This is a genomic window from Halocynthiibacter namhaensis (assembly GCF_000812685.1).
GTDB classification, from domain to species: Bacteria; Pseudomonadota; Alphaproteobacteria; order Rhodobacterales; family Rhodobacteraceae; genus Halocynthiibacter; species Halocynthiibacter namhaensis.
In genome coordinates this window covers 1-20,107 of the sequence record NZ_JWIF01000067.1, presented here as the reverse complement: position 1 = coordinate 20,107, position 20,107 = coordinate 1, and the positions used below count along the sequence as shown (strand labels likewise).

Here is a 20,107-nt window from a genome sequence, read left to right as displayed (position 1 = left end):
GTCGTAAATTCACACAAAAGCGCAGGTACAGCCCAAATTCGACACCCAACTAAGCCGTTTTCATTCGAAATCATAACATAAATCGCTCTTCTGCGAATCTCTTGGCCTGATAGGTTCCGAGAAGTCATTAGCCTCCGGCACAAGGATCGACGGCGGCTATACATTGTAAAGCGACATCAAGATAGGACCAGGCCAGCCACCGAATGTGGTTGACCGGGACGAACGCCATACGGACGCCCCGTTCCTTGATCAACAACTTCGGCCAATATACTGCCGTCTTCAGATGGAGAATACGCCTACGGTGCCTTCGCAAATGCGACCAGCTGGCAGAACAAAGCAGAGCACAGTCAGAATCTGGCACAAAAGCTGACCTGATTTTGCAAAAATTTGCCTAGACCGTCGAAATTCGCAACTTTCCAAAAGATTTTTTTTGCCAGAAGACAGATTATTGCACATTTTGCCTGTTGACCCCCCTTTCGCTGCACAATAAAGTCCCCCCACGTAATGAAACCTTTTGGGAAGAATTCTGATGAACGCTCTTGTGGTCATTGTGGGAAGTTGGCGCATGGTCCGGTAACGGAAACCAGATTTAAAATCATGCGCCCCGGACCTAAACAGCCCGGGGTTTTTTATTACGCAAAAGCGGGCAGACCGGGATGGTCTGCGAGAATGGAGAAGACGATGAGTGGTTCAAATTCCAGCACAATGACCGGTGCACAGATGATCGTAGAAGCTCTGAAAGAACAGGGTGTCGACACGATTTTCGGCTATCCTGGTGGGGCTGTTTTACCGATTTACGATGCAATTTTTCAGCAAAATGATGTCCGTCACATCCTTGTGCGCCATGAACAAGCAGCGGTGCACGCTGCCGAAGGTTATGCCCGGTCCACCGGCAAACCTGGTGTTGTTCTTGTGACCTCCGGCCCGGGTGCCACCAATGCTGTGACTGGCCTAACAGACGCGCTTCTCGACTCCATCCCGCTTGTCGTGTTGTCTGGCCAAGTCCCTACATTTATGATCGGCACTGACGGCTTCCAAGAGGCCGACACAGTGGGCATCACCCGCCCCTGTACCAAGCACAATTGGCTGGTTAAAGACACGGATAAACTGGCGGAAACCATCCACCAGGCCTTCCATGTTGCGACCTCTGGCCGCCCTGGCCCGACCCTGATTGATATCCCAAAGGATGTGCAGTTTGCATCCGGCACGTATGTTTCAAAACCTAAAGCAAAAACAGCGCATTACGCCCCACAAGTTAAAGCAGATGTAGACGCCCTAACACAGCTTGCTGAGCTGATGGAAAAGGCCGAACGTCCCGTGTTTTACACCGGTGGTGGCGTCATCAATTCCGGCCCTGCCGCCAGCCAATTGCTGACCGAACTTGTTGATGCAACAGGCTTCCCGATCACCTCAACCTTGATGGGTCTGGGATCCTACCCCGCATCGGGCAAAAATTGGATCGGCATGCTGGGCATGCACGGTCTTTATGAAGCCAATATGGCGATGCATGATTGCGACCTGATGATCACCATTGGTGCGCGTTTTGACGACCGTATCACCGGCCGTTTGGATGCGTTCAGCCCGGGTTCTACCAAGGTTCAAATCGACATTGACCCGTCTTCCATCAACAAAGTTGTGCATGTTGACCTGCCAATTCTAGGCGATGTCGGCCATGCAATGGAAACACTGCTGAAAATCTGGAAAGCCCGCGGTCGCAAGACCAACGCAGGCCCCCTTGCCCAGTGGAACGAACAGATCGCTAGCTGGAAGGCCAAGAAATGCCTGTCCTACACCCAGTCTGAAACCATCATCAAACCGCAATATGCGCTGGAACGCCTTGAGGCCCTGACGAAGGGCCATGATCGTTACGTCTGTACCGAAGTTGGTCAGCACCAAATGTGGGCTGCGCAATATCTGAACTTTGAAGGTCCTAACCGTTGGATGACCTCTGGTGGTTTGGGCACGATGGGTTATGGCATGCCGGCCTCTGTTGGTATCCAAGCCGCCCACCCCGAAAGCCTTGTTGTGAACGTGGCGGGTGAAGCGTCCTGGTTGATGAACATGCAAGAAATGGGCACCGCGATGCAATATCGTCTGCCGGTGAAACAGTTCATCCTGAACAATGAACGTCTGGGCATGGTGCGCCAGTGGCAACAATTGCTGCATGGTGAGCGTTATTCACAGTCTTGGTCCGAAAGCCTGCCTGATTTCGTATTGTTGGCAGAAGCCTTTGGCGCGAAAGGCATTCGTGTGTCAGACCCGAAAGATCTGGACGATGCGATCATGGAAATGATCAACTATGATGGTCCGGTGATTATGGATTGCTTGGTTGAGAAACACGAGAACTGCTTCCCGATGATCCCATCAGGTGCCCCGCACAATGAGATGCTTATGGGCGACGCAAATGTCGAAGATGCCATTGGGTCTTCCGGCGCGGTTTTGGTTTAAGAAAGGCTGACAAATGTCTGCACTACAACTAAATAAAGGCGCATCCAAAAAATCCGCCTATGACCTAAAAGATCCGAATTCGGATATCATCGAAACCCACACGCTGGCTTGCGTGGTTGACAACGAAGCGGGTGTTTTGGCCCGTGTCATTGGTCTGTTCGCAGGTCGTGGGTATAACATCGACAGCCTCACAGTGGCCGAGATCGACAAAGAAGGCAGCCTGTCGCGGATCACGATTGTGACCACTGGGACGCCCGCGATCATTGAACAGATCAAAGCCCAACTTGGGCGCATCGTGCCTGTGCATGAGGTGCATGATCTAACGGTTGAAGGTGCATCTGTAGAACGTGAATTGGCCCTTCTGCGTGTGCATGGCACAGGTGACGCCCGCGTCGAAGCCCTGCGTTTGGCAGATATCTTTCGCGCACAGGTCGTTGATTCAACACTGGAAAGCTTTGTGTTTGAGATCACCGGCACGCCAGATAAGGTCGATGCCTTCGCAGATCTTCTGCGCCCGCTTGGCCTTGGTCGGATCGCACGCACAGGTGTCGCGGCCCTGTCACGCGGAAAGTAATCCGCTCAGTCAACTCACATATGTTTTCGACTATAGTTTAAGGCGGCCAGATTTCCCCTGGCCGCCTTTCCTTTCGCAGCGGATGTTCCGCATGGTGAGTGTGTGTTCTACCCGCTTCTAAGCTGGGCGTATACGAAAGGAATTCATGGGGATCGTTGCCCTGTCCGAGTTTTCATTCGCAGCGCATCTTTCGCGCGAATCTATCCAACAACGACCCACCTGAACGGGATTTCCACCTTTAGCCCAAGCCTTGACTGTTCGTCCAAGGAAAGCAGCGTCCACGCACTGAGCGCCACCTTCCTTGGACGGTTCCTGCGGCTCATCTGCGAGGAATGGAGCACGCGGGAATTCGGTTATTACTGCATTCGTATCAACGTCGATTGGTGGCTCTTGTGCAGTATCGCCTTGTGTGGTCGCATGTTTCGCCTGCGCCATAAGAATACTTGATAGAGATTCACCAAACGAATTCTGGGCAAGCAATTCAATCGTGCTAGCAACACGCCGGCCGTATGAATAACGGCATTCAAACCGCACGAAGTCGCCCATCTTCAAAGGATCAACCGGAAAGTCGTCCAAACCCTCGATCGAAAAATACACGAGGTCATCCTGATCTTCGCACCAGATCATTCCGCAACCTTTCCGTACCCATAATACCAGTCCCAACATAAACACTACTCCTTGCAACGTCCTTCAACTATGCCGAACAAATTCCGGTCATGCGAGATCGTTTCATGTGACACGATTGTTTGATTTTGTGACGCTAAGGCTTGTTTTGCGTCACATTGTGGTTAAAGGTTCTACTAGTGGAACCCTCCATCGCCCAAATCAACCATTGCGAGAGTCACTTGTGACTGTGGTTGCCTAGGGTTAAACACGCACAATGGCAGCTGTAGCCGAGTAACGTAATGATTAATACGTCATCCCCTCACGACACCCGTGGGATATTTGCGCGAAACCTGAAGCTCCTCATGGGAGAACACGGGAACGTCGCGGAATTATCTCGCGTTCTTGATGTCAACCGAACTCAACTCAACCGTTTCTTATCCGGTGAATCTTTCCCGCGTCCAGATATCCTGCAACGCTTCTGTGATCACTTCAACGTGGATGCGCGCATCTTGCTTGAACCAGTCGAATCTCTGAAGGGCCCAACAACCGGGCTAAAGCAGGAATTGGAAAAATACGGGTCTGGGTATAACTACGAAGCTTCCGGGCGACTGCACGACGGGTTCTATATTTTTTGGAAGCTCACCTATGGGCGTCCGCAAAAGGGCCAATCCATCTTAACACTGGTTAAGACCGTCGACGGGATTCAGACATTTTCAGGGTATATGCCCAAGGCCAGCGGCACGTATTTCATGCCTTCGGACCCCCAGAAACGACGCGCGGGTGGGATCATCTTCCCGCAAGACGATGGGTTTTCGATGTTGGCCTTTGACCCTCAGGGGCGCCGCATTTCCCTGAGTTTTATGGAATATGGCTATATGTCGCGGCTGTATGTTGGGGCCAGTTATCTATCCACAGGTGACACCCCGAACACCCAGCCCTATGTGCCGGTCGCCATGCAGCAGCTTCCGCCAGATGCACAACATGTGCTCGCGGCGGCGCGTGACTCGGGTTTGCGCCCCCTCGAAACAATTCCGCCAGCCATTCGCGAACTTCTTCTCGCGTCACCTGCATATTCGTGAACGACGCAGGGCGTTTTCAACGCGCCCTGCTCACCCCTGCAACACTCTAAGCCGCTTTCAACGCAGTCCGGCGCTTGACTGGCATCGACAAGACCGCATATTTGCGCCCATCCCCGGGATTAAGATAAGGTTCTCCGATGCGGCCAGCGTCATAGCCCAATTGGCGCAGCGCACGCATCAACGCCAAGGGCGACAGGGACATGAGTTCCGTCCCGCCCTGCGACGCAGCTGTCTCAGCAAGACCTGACACAATCAAGGACAGGCATTCTGACCGCTGCGCATGGGTGGTCAAACCATCGCTAACCACAAGACGCGTACATTCCCACAAGCCCTGACTTTCGACGGCGCTGTCCAACACTTCTGACGGAATATCGAGCAACTTTCCATCGACCGCATCTTTTAACATATAACTGTGTTGCCCCCAACGCGCCGTGGTCGGCATAACACGCGCGCCGCCAACAACCTGCCCCCGATCCAACACAAGAGAATACCAAGCGACCGGCGTGTCATATTGGTCCATCTCGAACTGATCGTCATGCGGAATATCCCACCCCAGTTGATCAACGAAGAAATGCTTACGGAGCTTAAGGTATCCCCAGAATGCATCGTTATGGTTGTGAAGGCAGGTGAGGTTAAAAGTAATGTTTTGCATTATGCTAACTCCTATTTTGCCAATACAGTTAACGCCTTTAAGAAATGCAATTCTATAGATATTCAACCAAAGCGGGAACATCTGGGTATCATAGTCCCCCCAGCTGGTGCCTTCAGGGCGTTCCAAAGTTTCAGAATGAGTGTAGACAGATCAGATCAAACCGAACTGAATGGCCAAAGCTGCAGCATGGCTGCTGGTTTTGGCATGCAGCTTGTATTTTGCGTTCTTTAAACGTTGCTTCACCGCCCCGAGAGATATCCCCAAATCATCAGCGATTTGCTTCATCAACAAACCATCTTTGATCATAATCAGGACTTCAAGCTCGGCTTTGGTTAAGTTCTTCGGCGGTGAATAGCTCGCATGCAATTCGCTGATAACTTGGCTTAAAATACGTATTTCTTCATCGCTAAAAGCCCGATCTTGCCGCGCAAAACTGCCGTAACTGCGCTGCCCATCGACACAATCATCCAGACAACTGATCGCGACCCCATGGTCAAGCCCATGGCGCTTGGCGTCCCGCAACACGTTTCTCGGATCAGGGATTTTGATGTCAGCCCAACGGGTGGCACCTGTATTTCCATAGACCCATTTCAGGACCGGGTCATACATCATAAAGCCATGATTGGTGTAATGAGACACCCATCCCTCAGGCAGGGTATTGGCCTCTGCAACAGGAAAAGCGAACCCTACTCGCATCGCAAGATAGAAGCCAGACGGCGCTAAGGTCGTCAAAAAATCGAGATCAGCTTTATCAATCATCAAACAAATATATTTTGGTTAAACCATTACCCTTTAGAGAGGTTCCCTCCGCCACAAGGTCATGTCATAATTGCAAATAAGACGAATGTTTCTCTTTTTGCAACAAAAATACACTGAGATCTACGAAATGCGGACAGAACTTACTATTTCTCCTTTGCTCAGTGCGTTGGATGAAATTTGCCCTTCAGGATATGCGATCGCACTGCATATTCGTTTTACGACTCCAATGTTTCTCTTTCAGACCTACAAGCGTGACTGGATTGACACCTACACCCGTAAGGGAATGGTGATGACAGATCCCACCGTGCGTTGGGGGTTTGAAAACACCGGCACGCAGACTTGGGACAATCTCAGCGATCAAGATGACGCAGGCGTTTTGCGAGAGGCCGCTGCGCACGGATTGAAGTTCGGGTTTGTCCACGCGATGGAAGCAGGTGATTCACGGACCGTTGCCAGTTACGCCCGCAGCGACCGTAACTTTTCCGACGCCGAGACAAGTGCCATCACCGCCATCATGACGAAACTGCATGAACTTACCCGCGACACCGACGCGCTGCCCGCAGCAGAAATTGCCGCACTTAAGACCTTGTCGATCACCCTGACCCACGCGGGCCGCCCGATCACATAACCCCCAGAACACCGAACTGTCCCCGATCAATCTCGCTATGTCGCAGCTTTGGTCGGGCGCTTCTGTCTACGTCCCAGATTTCCCCAAAAGAAACAAAAATTTCCTGAAAGCGACATATTGTCGTAAACGCGCGGGCTGTGATGAAAAATCGCATGCAATTTTCATGAAGAAACTGTTTCAAACGGAGCCTGCCTTGGTCCATTGTCTTGACTGGAAGATCTCTCTGATCATTATCACGATTGGTGCAGAAAGGGGCCGTGCCGCGCGCGGTGGTCCAGGCGTGCTGTAAAGTACCCTTCCCTTTCTACTAACCAAATCGAGACATAACATGACTGCTAAAACCTCCCGCCGTTCCGGTGGCCGCGCCGCCCGCAAAGCCCTTCGTGAAGCCCCAATTGCCATGGAAGAACGTTCCATCCGTCCAGGGATGGAAAGCGCGACCCTGAAAATTCTGTCCGACGAACAGATCAGCATGATCCACGAAGCCGCGATTGAGGCGCTTGAAACCATTGGTTTTGCAGATGCACCGCAATCTGGTGTCGATCACATGGTACGTGTTGGCTGTATCCTTGGCGACGATAACCGTATTCGTATCCCCCGTGCGGTCGTCGATGACGCCCTGTCAAAGGCCTGTAAAGACATCACTTTGAACGGGCGCGACCCAAAGCATGACATGCAATTAAACGGCCACCGCGTGCATTACGGCACGGCCGGTGCTGCGGTCAGCTTGGTGGATGTTGAAACCGAAGAATATCGCGATTCCACTGTGCAGGATCTGCATGACGCCGCGAAAATCGCGGATCAATTGGACAATATCCACTTCCTGCAACGCCCGATGGTCTGCCGCGATATTCCCGACAACTATGAGATGGATCTGAATTCTATCTATGCCTGTGTCGCGGGCACCACCAAGCATATTGGGACTTCTTTCACCGAACCCGACTTCGTCGATGGTGCGTTTGAAATGCTGCATATGATTGCCGGTGGCGAAGATGAATGGCGCGCGCGTCCATTTGTGTCCAATTCCAACTGTTTTGTCGTCCCCCCCATGAAGTTCGCGACTGAAAGCTGCGAAGTGATGGAAAAGGTCATTGCTGGCGGCATGCCTGTATTGCTTTTATCCGCAGGTATGGCAGGCGCGACCACACCATCAACTGTGGCAGGCGCCGTCGTGCAAGCGGTTGCGGAATGTTTGGCAGGCATCGTCTATGTGAACGCCGTCAAGCCTGGCCACCCCGCAATCTTTGGCACATGGCCCTTCGGCCTTGACCTGCGTTCCGGCGCTATGACTGGTGGGTCTGGTGAACAAGCACTTCTGACCGCAGCTTGCGCACAGATGCATAAATTCTATGGCCTTCCCGGCGGTGCCCCTGCGGGGATGACCGATGCGAAACTGCCTGACATGCAGGCAGGATGGGAAGCGATGGCATCGAACGTCATGGGTGGTCTGTCTGGTCTGAACATGGTCTACGAATCCGCTGGGATGCATGCATCCCTGTTGGGGTTTTGCCACGAAAGCCTGATCTTGGGCGATGATATCATCGGTCACGCCCTGCGCTGTGTGCGCGGGATTGAGGTCGACGATATGACGCTTGCCCTAGATCAGATGCGCGAAGTTTGCCTAGGTGGGCCTGGTCATTATCTTGGCACCGATGCGACCCTTGCGCGGATGGAAAGCGATTATGTTTACCCAAAAACCGCTGAACGTCTATCGCCGAAAGAATGGGTCGAGGTAGGTAAACCTGACCTGATCAAGGCTGCAACTAAGAAAAAAGAAGAGATCCTGGCAGAACCTTCCAATGCGGCACTTGACCCGGTTCTCGATCAAGAAATCCGGTCTAAGTTCAAAATCCACTTGGGCTAAAGACCCACGGAATATTCAAAACGTAAAAAAGGGCGGCGGGATAAACCTGCCGCCCTTTTACATCGCTAAGGTCTCGTTAACCGCGCAGGCGTTTGCCTTCGGGATCAAAGGCAGGTTGCTCAAGAATACGCGCTTTATGCGGCGCACCCAGGATAAAGACATCCACCGTATCACCAGGCTTTGCGACGCCAGCCTTCACAAACCCAAGCGCCAGGGATTTACCAACGGATGCCCCAAAGGCACCAGAGGTCACGCGACCCGCAGGCGTGCCATCGGGCATAAACACAGGTTCCCCGCCGCTGGCATCCGCATTGTCGACTTCGATTTCAAAACCCACCAGCAGTTCACGCGGCGCGTCGTTTTTGATTTTCTCCCAGGCCGCTTTGTTCAGGAAATCTTTCGCAGGCTTCACCAAACGTTCAAGGCCCACTTCCTGTGGGTAATATTCAGGGCTGTATTCGCGGCCCCATGATCCATAGCCTTTTTCAATGCGCAACGCCCCCAACGCACGCCCGCCAACCGGGCCACCTTCAACCGCACGCGCCTCAGTGATCAAAGCATCATAGAGTTTGACCTGATCCGCCTCGGCGCAATGCAGCTCCCAACCAAGATCACCAGTGAAACTGACGCGGATCGCAAGGCAATCTACCCCGGCAACGGTGATCTGCTGTGAACGCATGAAACGGAAAGCCTCATGCGACAGGTCAACATTTGTGAGACGCGCCAGAAGATCGCGCGACTTGGGCCCAGCAATGTTAAAGCCAGCGGTCGTGTCCGTCAGGTTCGTAAATGTTGTTCCCTCAGGCATTGGAACCGCGTTGAAGAAACGCTGATGATAGCGTTCCGCCATACCAGAACCGACCATCATATAATCGCCCTCGCCCAACATGGTCACCGTGAAGTCACCCGCAATACCACCGCGCACAGAGATCAGCGGCGCAAGACAAGACCGCCCGATTTCCGTTGGGATCGTATTGGCCAGCAACGCATCCAGCCAGGCATGCGCGCCAGGCCCCGTGATGCGGTAATTGGCAAAGTTGGAAATATCAATGACACCAACATGGTCACGCAACATCTTGGTTTCATTCGCGACAGGTTCGAACCAGTTCTGACGGGTAAACCCATTGGTGTCGGTCACACCCGGCTTATCAGCGAACCAAAGCGGATGTTCCCAACCACAGCTTAGGCCAAAGACCGCGCCCATATCCTTTTGCATCTCATAAGCAGGACGCACGCGTGCAGGACGGCCCGCAGAACGTTCCTCATTTGGGAAGTGAATTGAGAAACGGTTCGCATATTGATCCTGCACCTTGGCTTTGGTGAATTTCGCATCCGCCCAATCGCCAAAACGTGCCAGATCCCAAGCGAACATGTCATATTGTGGTTCGCCCTCAATGATCCATTGCGCCGCCAGCAGACCAAGCCCACCGGATTGCGAGAAACCAGGAATAATACCGTTACAACAGAAGTAGTTAGACAGTTCAGGCACGGTGCCAAACAGTGCGTTTGAATCCGGCGACCAGATCATCGGACCATTGATCACACGTTTGATACCCGCGTCCCCGACGACCGACAAACGATCAATCGCACGCATGATATTGTCTTCGATCCGTTCAAGATCATCTGCGAATAGTTCATGGCCGAAACCTTGTGGCGTGCCATCTTCGGCCCAGAACTTCATGTTCTTTTCATAGGCACCAACCAATAGACCATCACCTTCTTGGCGCAGGTAATATTCGCCATCGCGATCCGCAACAGATGGCAAACGTTTGCCATGCGCTTTGACCTCTGCAATGGCTTCGGTCACAAAATACTGGTGCTCTGTTGGGATCAGTGGCAGTTTCAAACCCGCCATCGCGCCCACTTCACGCCCCCAAAGACCGGCTGCATTCACGACCCATTCTGCTTTGATGTCACCTTTCGGCGTGCGCACAATCCATGTACCATCTGGCTGTTGTTCCGTTGCGGTCACCGGGCAGAACCGTTCCACTTGCGCACCCATCGCACGTGCGCCAGCCGCATAGGCCTGGGTCACACCGGATGGGTCCACATTGCCGCCATCGGGTTCATACATAATGCAACGAATGCCGTCATAATTCACCAATGGGTGCAATTTTTCAGCCTCAGCGCGGGAGACTTCATGGAAATTCATGCCGTAATATTTGGCTTTGGCTTCCTGCAAACGCAACTGATGTTCACGGGCCTCGGTCTGGGCCAAGTACAAAGATCCCGGCTGAAACACGCCACAGCCCTGCCCGGTTTCTTGTTCCAATTCCTTATACAGGTTCATGGTATAATGCTGAATTCGCGTGATATTACTGTTGTCGTGCAGGCCATGGATGCCTGCGGCGGCGTGCCATGTTGATCCAGAGGTCAGCTCGTCGCGTTCCAGTAGGATGCAATCTTTCCATCCAAGTTTTGCGAGGTGATAAAGGATCGAGCAACCGATCAGCCCGCCTCCGATGACGACAACCTGGGCTTCTGTGCGCATGGGTATTCTCCGTTTTGCTGCCCATAGATTGGACTGCGTCAAGCGGCAACTCCGCGCCAGTTAGCGACATTAAATGTCGTATAACTTTCAGTTTCTCACTGCTTTTCTATTTCAAGGTCAAAATCCAAACGGATTATCGGGTCCACCAGATCTGGATAGCCGTCCGCGCCGAAATCTCGTCGGTCAAATTGGCCACGCACCCGCAAAACCGAAGGCTCGTCCATGTCGCGACCATCATGAGCCAAGGTAATATCCAGATCTAAAGTACGGGTCTGCCCCCGCAAGGTAAACTGGCCGCGCACCAGAACACCATCTTGATTGGGCAGAACTGAGCTGCTGACAAAATGTGCGGAGGGATAAATACTGGTCGAGAGAACCCTAGGTTCTTTCAGGGCTGCGGTGGCAAATAGATTCCCCGCACGCGCCTTTGAAACGTCAAAATTCACATGGATCACCGCATTTTCAGGATCATCCAAATCCAACAACAGCCCGGCGGATTCTATTGGAATGAATCCCCGCGTCAGAATACCTGCAAGATGATACTGAAAATGGGCTCGGCCTGAATTCGTGATGCGATAGGCTGCGTTCTCAGCGGCTGCGGGTTGGATGAAAGCAACAGATGCGACGATCATGAACACAGCGACCTTGCCAAACCACCAACCGGTTGACCTTATCCGGCGTATCGCCGCAGAAAAAATATACATGCCCCATCATCACCTGTTTGGCGAGAATGGCAACTCACATCATAGCTTGGCCCCGCTAGATGTGATGAATTTCGTTCAATTAAAAACGACGCATTTTGTCGCTTTGATACATGCGCCGATCTAAATCCACGCCAATCTGGCGGAAAGTTTAAAACATCGGAGGGAATTCGCATGAAATCACATGCTCGCGTTGTGGTCATCGGTGGTGGCGTTGTTGGCTGCTCGGTTTTGTATCATTTGACGAAACTTGGTTGGTCTGATGTGCTGCTTCTTGAACGCTCTGAGTTGACGTCAGGGTCGACTTGGCACGCGGCAGGTGGTTTCCACACCATCAACGGTGACACGAATATGGCCGCTTTGCAGGGCTATACCATCCGCCTTTACAAAGAGTTAGAAGAAATCACAGGCATGTCTTGTGGCTTGCACCATGTTGGCGGTGTAACCATCGCGGACACACAAGAACGTATGGATATGTTGAAGGCTGAACGCGCCAAGCATCGCCATATGGGGCTTGATACTGAAATCCTCTCCCCTGCTGAGATCGCGAAAATCGCACCTGCGACCAATGTTGATGGCATTCTTGGTGGGCTGTATGATCCGCTTGATGGCCATCTTGACCCGTCTGGCACCACCCATGCCTATGCGCGCGCAGCCAAGATGGGCGGCGCCGAAATCGAAACACATTGCATGGTCAAGGAAACCAACCAACTGCCGGATGGCACATGGGAAGTTGTGACCGACAAAGGCACTGTGATTGCGGAACATGTCGTTAATGCCGGTGGCCTATGGGCGCGTGAAGTTGGCGAAATGGCTGGTGTTTACCTGCCTCTGCATCCAATGGAGCACCAATATATCGTCACCGACGACATTCCGATGATTTATGAGGCGGATAAAGAACATCCCCATGTGATGGATCCGGCTGGTGAAAGCTATCTACGGCAAGAAGGTCGCGGTCTGTGCATTGGCTTCTATGAGCAACCCTGCCGCCCTTGGGCCGTTGATGGTACGCCGTGGAAGTTTGGCCATGAACTATTGGCGGATGACTTTGATAAGATTGAAGATTCCATCGAATTTGCCTATAAACGTTTCCCCGCACTGGCCGAGGTTGGCGTTAAATCCGTGATCCACGGGCCGTTCACTTTTGCGCCGGATGGCAACCCGCTTGTTGGGCCTGTTCCTGGGAAGAAAAACTACTGGTCAGCCTGTGGTGTAATGGCTGGTTTCAGCCAAGGCGGCGGCGTGGGTCTGACCCTTGCGCAATGGATGATCGAAGGTGAACCAGAACGCGATGTCTTTGCAATGGATGTGGCACGTTTTGGCAAATGGATCACCCCGGGCTATACCCTGCCAAAAGTAATTGAGAACTATCAAAATCGGTTCTCAGTGGTTTACCCGAACGAAGAACTGCCTGCCGCGCGTCCGATGAACACAACCCCCATGTATGATATCCAAAAAGAAATGGGTGCGGTGTTTGGTCAGCAAAACGGGCTTGAGGTTGCGAACTATTTCGCCCAAGGTGATGAACCCCGCTACGAGACCCCATCTTTCCGTCGTTCCAACGCCTTTGACGCCACCGCGCGTGAGGTGAAGGCTGTGCGCGAAGCCGTTGGAATCAATGAGGTTCAGAACTTTGGCAAGTATGATGTGAAAGGTCCAAATGCCCGCGCTTGGTTGAATAAAATCATGGCGGGGCGTGTGCCTAAAATTGGCCGTCTCTCCCTGACCCCTATGCTTGCACATTCAGGTCGGTTGATCGGTGATTTCACCATGTCTTGCCTTGCAGAAGATCACTTCCAGCTGACAGCATCTTATGGCGCACAGGATTTCCACACACGTTGGTTTGAACAGCACGAACAAGATGGCGTGACTGTTGAAAACATCTCGGATCGTCGCACCGGTTTCCAGATCGCGGGCCCAAATGCGCGCAAGGTGTTGGAAGCCGTCACACGCTCAGATGTATCGGCAGATGCGTTCAAATTTCTTGATGTAAAACAAATCACTATCGGCATGTCTTCATGTATTGTTCAGCGCGTAAGCTACACCGGCGATTTGGGATATGAGATCTATACCGATGCCATGAACCAGCGCGCTTTGTGGAGCACATTGTGGGATGAAGGCCAGAAACACGGCATGAAACCCTTTGGCATGCGCGCGATGATGTCCTTGCGTTTGGACAAGTTCTTTGGCTCTTGGCTGTCCGAGTTTTCACCTGATTATACGGCGGGTGAAACCGGCCTTGATCGTTTTATCAGCTTCAAGAAACCGGATGATTTTATTGGTCGTGCGGTCGCTGAGAAGGAAAAAGCGGAAGGGTCCGCCCGCACGCTTGTGGCCTTTGAGGTCGACGCCAAGGATTGTGATGTTCACGCCTATGAACCCGTCTGGATCAATGGCGAAGTTCAGGGCTTCTGCACCTCTGGTGGCTATAGCCATTATGCGCAGAAATCCATCGCCATGGCGTTGATCCCCACGGAGCTGGCCGGGGACGGTAATGAGGCCGAGATCGAGATCCTGGGTCACATGCGTAAAGCGCGTCAGATCATCACACCGCTGTTTGACACGGATGGAGCAAGAATGCGCGGTTGATCCAATTCACGCCGGCATACGGGGCACCCAATTGGTGTCCCGTATTGCTGTAGAAAAGACATCCGCCATTGACTTAGCTTGGCACAATCAAGCTGGCTTCATGCCGTTTCAACACTTTGCGCGCTGATGTGTAATTCTGTATGCCTTCCGGTGATTTGAGTTCCGGAAAAATTTCATATATTTCGCGCCGCTGCATGTTTCCAACACCTTTCAAAGAATAATCTCCGGGCTGAAAACTTTCAGTCCAACACCCATTTGCCAGAACGATCTCGTGGTTTTCAAACATGAAATGGATGTATGTTACGCTCATCACGTCCTGCTTATGAACGCTTTTTCTGTTAACCAAATGTTTGGCGGCAGCAAGTATTTCATGTTCGTCAAAATAAAGCGAGGTCACCTCGTTTGACACAAGCAAACGATGGTTGGGACTTAGCAATAGATCACGATCTGGCATCCCTGCCCCCAAGCTTCCAGCGCGGATCATAACAGGACGTAGATGTGGATTGTTCCCAAGGGTTTTCCAATCCAGAGGTTTTCCGCCAACCCAACAGATCTTTTGAACACCATTGTCGCGTGTCACGACAAGATCGCCAACACAAAGGTCTTCAACAGCACGTTCACCCGTTGGGGTCAAAATCATCGTACCGGGGGTAAAACAAGGCGCGGCAGCGACGGCATCAAAATCAATCGGGCCCACATGCACAACGCCCCCGCGGTGATAATCTCCTCCGTTGTCATGTATAACTTGGATGCAAACAACCGATCCAGGAATGGTAACTCGTACTGTATCGGACGCACCAGATCCTTCAACACCGGGACTGGCGTTCCCGTCAGCTTCCACGGTGTTGCCCGTAACGATATGGTGAACTGTGGTATTGGTGAAGGTGATCGGCACTTGATTTCCGTCAGCGTCGAGCGCAATCACCGTCACCCTATCATCCCACCCCGAACCGGCGTCGACATCATAGATTTCAAATGTCACACCAGTCACAGCTGTATCAAAAGTAACCAATGCCAAAACCGGTTCAGTCACACCCGAACTGCGCAATGTGTTCCCGTCTAGGTAGAAATCCCTGCTGTTATTGGTTGGCGTCGAAACAGTCACGCCAATTGTATCTGTACCATTCGAAAAACTTGTAGACCCATCAGCACCTGTAGCGCTGAAATTGAGGGTAAAATCAGACATCACGCCTACCTTTAGCTATCGAGGTCCAAAAATAGGAGGACCATCAATTCAATATCCGCGCAGGGGGCTCCTGCGCCGCACATCACTATAAAAACTCAAGGGGTTTCGCGGTACTGCCGTGACCGAAAGGTCCGATAGGAAAAAAATACTCCGCAACCATGACCCGATGTATACACCAAGTAAGATCTCCATTTATCAAATGCCCAAACTCACAGAAAATAAAGGAATAAATCGTTAACAAAATCCCAATAAATCGTTAACAAAATCCCATCACAACAGTTTTAGATCTGTCGTTGTTTGGTTAATTGCGCCATGTATTGTGTTTGAATATTCGGTGATAAACCATCTATAAGATGTATATTAATACGCTAACATCCATCTGTTCCGAAACGAAAATTATTGCCGTGCCTTCGATAATGCTTGAATGCAATTTCAGGCACGGCACCGCGAAATTTGAATGAGCTAGCTCAGGGCATGTCGATCGTATAAAGGTTAATTATTGCGTTAAAGTTTATTTATAAAAGTGATACAAAGCGACGCGCTGAAGACGTCTTTGTTCTCTGATTAGGTGCAATTCTACACACCGGCCCATAATTGAATAATTTGGAAACAATTAACGATTAGAATCGCATCAATCCGTTACAAATGTGACGTTCGGTGAAACAAGCCAGAGCTGTTTCCCTTTCGCGCAGAAATTTCGCCCAGTTATTACAACGTCACTTTCAATTGCTTGTCCATTCTCAAACACAAGCTTTGCGGTATCAGCCCCGTTCTTTTCGATAGGTTTCACAGGCGCGCAAAATGCAGCTGACGTTTGGCCTGGATCTGTTGTGGTGAGAGTCAGCTGCTGCGCCGGAAGTCGAAAGAACACATCGTCACCGGCCTTAACCGCCCATTCATTGGGAACATAGATCTCTTGCCCCGCAAACGTAGCAGTGTTCGGGCGGTCCGTCATTTTGGCACGCAAAGAGCGCGGTGCATCCTGTGTTGTTGTAATGATCCCGTGGGATATCTCGATGCTGCGATCCGCAAAACGTGCCACCTCGGCGCGATCATGGCTGACGAAAACTGCAGGACATTGCGCACGTTTCAACGCAAGCTGGATGCGCGGGATCAGGCGCTCTTTTTGCTGTGGATCCAAACCAGACAATGGTTCATCAAGCAACAACAACCGGGGGGCCGCAACCAAAGCACGGGCCAACGCCACGCGTTGACGTTCCCCACCAGAAAGCCGTGTGGCAGGGCGATCCATCAGGGGGCCCAAGTCTAAGATATCAATGATCTCGGGCAATATCTGAGGATCCACAGGCTGTGTCTGCCAGCGCCCAGAGATTTGAATATTGTCTGTGACGTTTAGATGGTCAAACAAGCGAATATCTTGAAAGACAAAACCAATGCGGCGCCGATGCGCTGGGGTCATGACCTTGCGCCCCTGCTGCCAAACTTCACTGCCGAAACGGATGTCACCTTCGCATGGGTCCAGCCCCGCTATCATCCGAAGCAAGCTTGATTTGCCGCTGGCACTGCGCCCAACCAAAGCGGTGATGCCCGACAGTGGAATGTCATGTTGAACACGCAGCTCAAAACTTTCGCGAGGCGCGTTTATGTTCAAGTGTAACATCGTCATGATTGCGGCTCACGACTTAGGAAATAGGTGAAGGCCAAGGCGATGAAGGACAGGACCAACAGCCCAAGTGACAACACATGTGCCCCGCTGTAATCCAAAGTTTCCACGCGGTTAAATATTTCAATCGAAATCACGCGGGTTTGGCCGGGGATATTTCCGCCAACCATCAATACGATGCCAAACTCACCCAATGTATGGGCAAAACTCAGCACGGCAGCTGACAAAAAACCACGACGCGACAAGGGCAACACAACTGAGAAGAATGCTTGCAAGGGTGATGCGCCAAGGGTTGTGGCTGCCTCGCGTGGTCCGATCCCTACGCTTTGGAAAGCTGTGCGCAGGGGCTGCACAGCAAAGGGCAGCGAGTAGATCACCGACGCCAGTAACAGGCCCGAGAACGAAAACGCCAATGTTTCGCCCGTCAGGCGCAACCACGCCCCGCCAAGCGGCGCGTTTGGGTTCATCATAACAAGCAAATAAAACCCGATGACCGTCGGGGGCAGCACCAACGGCAGCGTGACCAAAGCTTCGATCAAGGGACGCATACGCCACTTAGAGACAGTCAACCACCATGCCAACGGTGTGGCCAAAGCCATCAAGATTACGGTTGAGAACCCCGCCAATTGTAAGGTCAAAACAACAGCGGGTCGAATTTCGGTGAAAAGCTCGGTCACGGGGTAGCCTCGCCAGGGGACTGGTATCCATGAGCAGCCAGGATCTCGGCGGAAGCGCCTGACAAGATCAGATCCAGAAAATCCACTGCCCTGTGGTCCTGTGACACGATGGTGGCGTACTGCTCCACATGAACCTCATGCCCATCCAAGGCTGTAACGGTATAGTCGTCTCCCTCGGCGATCAGGCCACGCAATTCTTGCGTCAAAGACCGCGAGATCAACGCCTGATCCACATTGCCAGATGCAAACAACCCCGCCGCAGCCGACACATTCGCACCATAAACCAATTCACGCGCGTCTGGGGCAACACCCAAAGCGTCATACAGGTTCAAGGCAACCATCCCATATGGTGCAAGATCAGGATCCGCGATTGCGGTGCGCGCCCCGGAAAGAGCTTCTTTCAAACTGTGATCAGAAAAGCTGCCCACCTGGCCACGTTGCAGAAGAACCAGCTCGCCCATGGCATAAGGCACAGGATCTTGGCCCAGCCCAGCATCAAAGAGCACCTGCGGACGTTCGAAATCAGCCGATAAGAACAGATCATAAGGCGCGCCGTTTGAAATCTGGGCAAACAACGTGCCAGACGACCCATTGATCAGCACCACTTTCTCAGTGGTTTCAGAAGTGTAGAGATCCGCCAAGTCGCGCGCGGTTGTCAAAAAATTCGACGCCACCGCCACACGCAAAGGGCGCGTGTCTGATATCCCTGCCGTGGCAAAGCCAAGAAATACCAAAGCCGAAGTGAGAGCCGGGAAAAGTCGTTTGTTTATCGCATGCATGGGCGCATAAAACAGGCTTGCCCCACTGATTGCAAGCGCCTGTTCGCAGTATATTTCCCCATGACTTGGTACAGGGACGTGAGGTTCCGCCGCGCCCTACCCGACGTCACACTTGTCTATGGCGGAAGGCTTTGTTTCGGTTCATCAAAAGGGAGAAACCACAATGATACGTCGCCGCATTTTCACACAAGATCACGATATTTTTCGCGCCTCTGTCGTAAAATGGGCCACAGCCGAGATCATCCCCTTTGAAGCCGATTGGCGTCGCGCGGGCCAAGTCAGCCGTGATCTGTGGAAATCCGCCGGAAACCAAGGGTATCTGGCGATGCACATGCCCGAAGCCCATGGCGGCCTCGCACTGGATGATTTCCGATACGACCAAATCCTAGCCGAAGAACTGGCTTGGCGCAGCCCCGGTTTTTTCTTATCCCTGCACAACCGGATGGTTGCCCCCTATTTTCTTCATGTTGCCAATGCCGAACAACAAGCCCGATTTGTTCCAGGCATCACATCTGGTGATAGTATTCTGGCGATTGCCATGACCGAGCCCTCAACAGGGTCCGATCTTGGCGCGATCCGCACCCGTGCGGATGATCACGGCGATCATTGGGTTCTGAATGGCTCAAAAACCTTTATTTCTAACGGTTTGCTCGCGGATGTTATTGTGGTGGCTGCGCGCAGCGATCCCGACACCCCCCGCGCGATTGGCTTGTTCATTGTCGAACGCGGGATGCCGGGCTTCACCCGTGGTGATAAATTGGAAAAACTTGGCCAACCCAGCCAGGACACAGCAGAGCTGTTCTTTGACGATGTTAAAATCCCCAAAAGCAACCAATTGGGCGATGCTGGTCAGGGTTTTTCATATATGATGCGTGGTCTCGCAGAAGAACGCCTAACCGGATCAATTGGCTTTCTTGCACGCGCGCAACGTGGTCTTGTCCCGCTTACGTTCCGGTCTCTGAACTCATTTATGCGGCCTTTCGCTCAAAAGCCAAGGGACTTTTCCCGCCAAGCGATGAGTGGCGACGGCGCGGGTTATAGAACCCGTTGATATACTGGAAGATCGCGCCTTCAGCCTGACGGCGTGTGTCCCAACGGTTGCGCCAAATCAGCTCAGCCTTAATGGATTTGAAGAACGTCTCGACCATAGAATTATCATAACAATTTCCCTTGCCGCTCATCGAGACCTTGAAGCCGTGCTTGGACAAGCGCTTCTGATACTCATTTGAGCAATATTGTGAACCACGATCCGTATGGTGAATGCAATCCTCCGGTGGTTGGCGCAAAGCAACGGCCATATCTAACGCCCGGATTGCCAGATCCTTCTTCATGCGGTTACTGATAGCCCATCCGATGACGCGGCGAGAATACAGGTCAAGGATGACGGCAAGATACAGCCAACCTTCGCTGGTCCAAATGTAGCTGATGTCGCCAGCCCATTTCTGATTGG

Annotated in this window: 17 protein-coding genes; 7 read left to right on the top strand and 10 right to left on the bottom strand. The window is 52.2% G+C overall.

Translation table 11 applies throughout. The features are described from left to right. Nucleotides 1–681: 681 nt before the first annotated feature. Both RJ38_RS14800 and ilvN read left to right on the top strand, forming a co-directional pair. On the top strand, nt 682–2,448 hold the full coding sequence (locus tag RJ38_RS14800) for an acetolactate synthase 3 large subunit (RefSeq protein ID WP_039019659.1): 1,767 nt from the start codon (nt 682–684) through the stop codon (nt 2,446–2,448). Nucleotides 2,449–2,461: 13 nt separating this feature from the next. Next, nucleotides 2,462–3,022 (top strand): acetolactate synthase small subunit, encoded by a 561-nt coding sequence (gene ilvN, locus RJ38_RS14795; protein WP_039019658.1) that lies wholly within the window; start codon nt 2,462–2,464, stop codon nt 3,020–3,022. 117 nt (nt 3,023–3,139) lie between these two features. Here the strand turns inward: ilvN and RJ38_RS14790 are convergent, their stop codons facing one another. Continuing rightward, a complete protein-coding gene (locus RJ38_RS14790; protein ID WP_156121886.1) occupies nt 3,140–3,688 on the bottom strand; it encodes a hypothetical protein in 549 nt (182 codons plus the stop codon). Between the two features lie 302 nt (nt 3,689–3,990). Here RJ38_RS14790 and RJ38_RS14785 point away from each other — a divergent pair, with 302 nt between their 5' ends. After that, nucleotides 3,991–4,707 carry a helix-turn-helix domain-containing protein gene (locus RJ38_RS14785; RefSeq protein ID WP_039019656.1) on the top strand — a complete coding sequence of 239 codons (717 nt, stop codon included), beginning with the start codon at nt 3,991–3,993 and terminating at the stop codon, nt 4,705–4,707. 46 nt (nt 4,708–4,753) lie between these two features. Here the strand turns inward: RJ38_RS14785 and RJ38_RS14780 are convergent, their stop codons facing one another. Next, complete coding sequence (locus tag RJ38_RS14780) at nt 4,754–5,359, bottom strand: acyl-homoserine-lactone synthase (protein ID WP_039019655.1); 606 nt, start codon at nt 5,357–5,359, stop codon at nt 4,754–4,756. Nucleotides 5,360–5,509: 150 nt separating this feature from the next. Then, nucleotides 5,510–6,118, bottom strand: coding sequence for a helix-turn-helix transcriptional regulator (locus RJ38_RS14775; protein WP_052245445.1), 609 nt, complete (start codon nt 6,116–6,118; stop codon nt 5,510–5,512). Between the two features lie 85 nt (nt 6,119–6,203). Between RJ38_RS14775 and RJ38_RS14770 the strand changes: the two genes are divergently transcribed. Further along, nucleotides 6,204–6,746, top strand: a complete 543-nt coding sequence (locus tag RJ38_RS14770) for an autoinducer binding domain-containing protein (RefSeq protein ID WP_052245444.1) — start codon at nt 6,204–6,206, stop codon at nt 6,744–6,746. Nucleotides 6,747–7,074: 328 nt separating this feature from the next. Then, nucleotides 7,075–8,610, top strand: coding sequence for a trimethylamine methyltransferase family protein (locus tag RJ38_RS14760; RefSeq protein WP_039019653.1), 1,536 nt, complete (start codon nt 7,075–7,077; stop codon nt 8,608–8,610). 76 nt (nt 8,611–8,686) lie between these two features. Here the strand turns inward: RJ38_RS14760 and RJ38_RS14755 are convergent, their stop codons facing one another. Continuing rightward, nucleotides 8,687–11,101: a GcvT family protein gene (locus RJ38_RS14755; RefSeq protein WP_039019652.1), complete on the bottom strand. Its 2,415-nt coding sequence runs from the start codon at nt 11,099–11,101 to the stop codon at nt 8,687–8,689. 95 nt (nt 11,102–11,196) lie between these two features. Further along, nucleotides 11,197–11,805 carry a YceI family protein gene (locus tag RJ38_RS18265; protein ID WP_082005775.1) on the bottom strand — a complete coding sequence of 203 codons (609 nt, stop codon included), beginning with the start codon at nt 11,803–11,805 and terminating at the stop codon, nt 11,197–11,199. 171 nt (nt 11,806–11,976) lie between these two features. Between RJ38_RS18265 and RJ38_RS14740 the strand changes: the two genes are divergently transcribed. Next, a complete protein-coding gene (locus tag RJ38_RS14740; protein WP_039019650.1) occupies nt 11,977–14,391 on the top strand; it encodes a GcvT family protein in 2,415 nt (804 codons plus the stop codon). 73 nt (nt 14,392–14,464) lie between these two features. Here the strand turns inward: RJ38_RS14740 and RJ38_RS18260 are convergent, their stop codons facing one another. The 4 genes from RJ38_RS18260 to modA all read right to left on the bottom strand — a co-directional run bounded on the left by RJ38_RS18260 (nt 14,465) and on the right by modA (nt 18,657). Then, a complete protein-coding gene (locus RJ38_RS18260) occupies nt 14,465–15,577 on the bottom strand; it encodes a Hint domain-containing protein (RefSeq protein WP_052245442.1) in 1,113 nt (370 codons plus the stop codon). Nucleotides 15,578–16,208: 631 nt separating this feature from the next. Further along, nucleotides 16,209–17,204 (bottom strand): ATP-binding cassette domain-containing protein, encoded by a 996-nt coding sequence (locus RJ38_RS14730; protein WP_052245441.1) that lies wholly within the window; start codon nt 17,202–17,204, stop codon nt 16,209–16,211. Further along, the gene (gene modB, locus RJ38_RS14725) at nt 17,201–17,878 is read right to left on the bottom strand and encodes a molybdate ABC transporter permease subunit (RefSeq protein ID WP_052245440.1); all 678 of its coding nucleotides are present in this window, start codon (nt 17,876–17,878) and stop codon (nt 17,201–17,203) included. The genes RJ38_RS14730 and modB overlap by 4 nt, the downstream gene beginning before the upstream one ends. Beyond that, nucleotides 17,875–18,657, bottom strand: coding sequence for a molybdate ABC transporter substrate-binding protein (gene modA, locus RJ38_RS18255; RefSeq protein ID WP_052245439.1), 783 nt, complete (start codon nt 18,655–18,657; stop codon nt 17,875–17,877). Before modA ends, modB begins: the two co-directional genes overlap by 4 nt. Before the next feature lie 163 nt (nt 18,658–18,820). Here modA and RJ38_RS14715 point away from each other — a divergent pair, with 163 nt between their 5' ends. After that, nucleotides 18,821–19,708, top strand: coding sequence for an acyl-CoA dehydrogenase family protein (locus tag RJ38_RS14715; protein WP_162183579.1), 888 nt, complete (start codon nt 18,821–18,823; stop codon nt 19,706–19,708). Here the strand turns inward: RJ38_RS14715 and RJ38_RS18615 are convergent. Then, a partial coding sequence (locus RJ38_RS18615) for an IS3 family transposase (RefSeq protein ID WP_039017066.1) occupies nt 19,626–20,107 on the bottom strand: 482 nt, incomplete at its 5' end. The two genes, RJ38_RS14715 and RJ38_RS18615, sit on opposite strands and share 83 nt — an antisense overlap.

Excerpts from the sequence above, each read along its gene's own strand:
- RJ38_RS14760 (WP_039019653.1), top strand. The coding sequence starts at position 7,075 with ATGACTGCTAAAACCTCCCGCCGTTCCGGTGGCCGCGCCGCCCGCAAA.
- RJ38_RS14730 (WP_052245441.1), bottom strand. The coding sequence starts at position 17,204 with ATGACGATGTTACACTTGAACATAAACGCGCCTCGCGAAAGTTTTGAG.
- RJ38_RS14755 (WP_039019652.1), bottom strand. The coding sequence starts at position 11,101 with ATGCGCACAGAAGCCCAGGTTGTCGTCATCGGAGGCGGGCTGATCGGT.
- RJ38_RS14800 (WP_039019659.1), top strand. The coding sequence starts at position 682 with ATGAGTGGTTCAAATTCCAGCACAATGACCGGTGCACAGATGATCGTA.
- RJ38_RS14780 (WP_039019655.1), bottom strand. The coding sequence starts at position 5,359 with ATGCAAAACATTACTTTTAACCTCACCTGCCTTCACAACCATAACGAT.
- ilvN (WP_039019658.1), top strand. The coding sequence starts at position 2,462 with ATGTCTGCACTACAACTAAATAAAGGCGCATCCAAAAAATCCGCCTAT.
- RJ38_RS18265 (WP_082005775.1), bottom strand. The coding sequence starts at position 11,805 with ATGTATATTTTTTCTGCGGCGATACGCCGGATAAGGTCAACCGGTTGG.
- RJ38_RS14740 (WP_039019650.1), top strand. The coding sequence starts at position 11,977 with ATGAAATCACATGCTCGCGTTGTGGTCATCGGTGGTGGCGTTGTTGGC.
- RJ38_RS14775 (WP_052245445.1), bottom strand. The coding sequence starts at position 6,118 with ATGATTGATAAAGCTGATCTCGATTTTTTGACGACCTTAGCGCCGTCT.
- RJ38_RS14790 (WP_156121886.1), bottom strand. The coding sequence starts at position 3,688 with ATGTTGGGACTGGTATTATGGGTACGGAAAGGTTGCGGAATGATCTGG.
- RJ38_RS14770 (WP_052245444.1), top strand. The coding sequence starts at position 6,204 with ATGTTTCTCTTTTTGCAACAAAAATACACTGAGATCTACGAAATGCGG.
- RJ38_RS18260 (WP_052245442.1), bottom strand. The coding sequence starts at position 15,577 with ATGTCTGATTTTACCCTCAATTTCAGCGCTACAGGTGCTGATGGGTCT.
- RJ38_RS14715 (WP_162183579.1), top strand. The coding sequence starts at position 18,821 with ATGATACGTCGCCGCATTTTCACACAAGATCACGATATTTTTCGCGCC.
- RJ38_RS14785 (WP_039019656.1), top strand. The coding sequence starts at position 3,991 with ATGGGAGAACACGGGAACGTCGCGGAATTATCTCGCGTTCTTGATGTC.
- modA (WP_052245439.1), bottom strand. The coding sequence starts at position 18,657 with ATGCATGCGATAAACAAACGACTTTTCCCGGCTCTCACTTCGGCTTTG.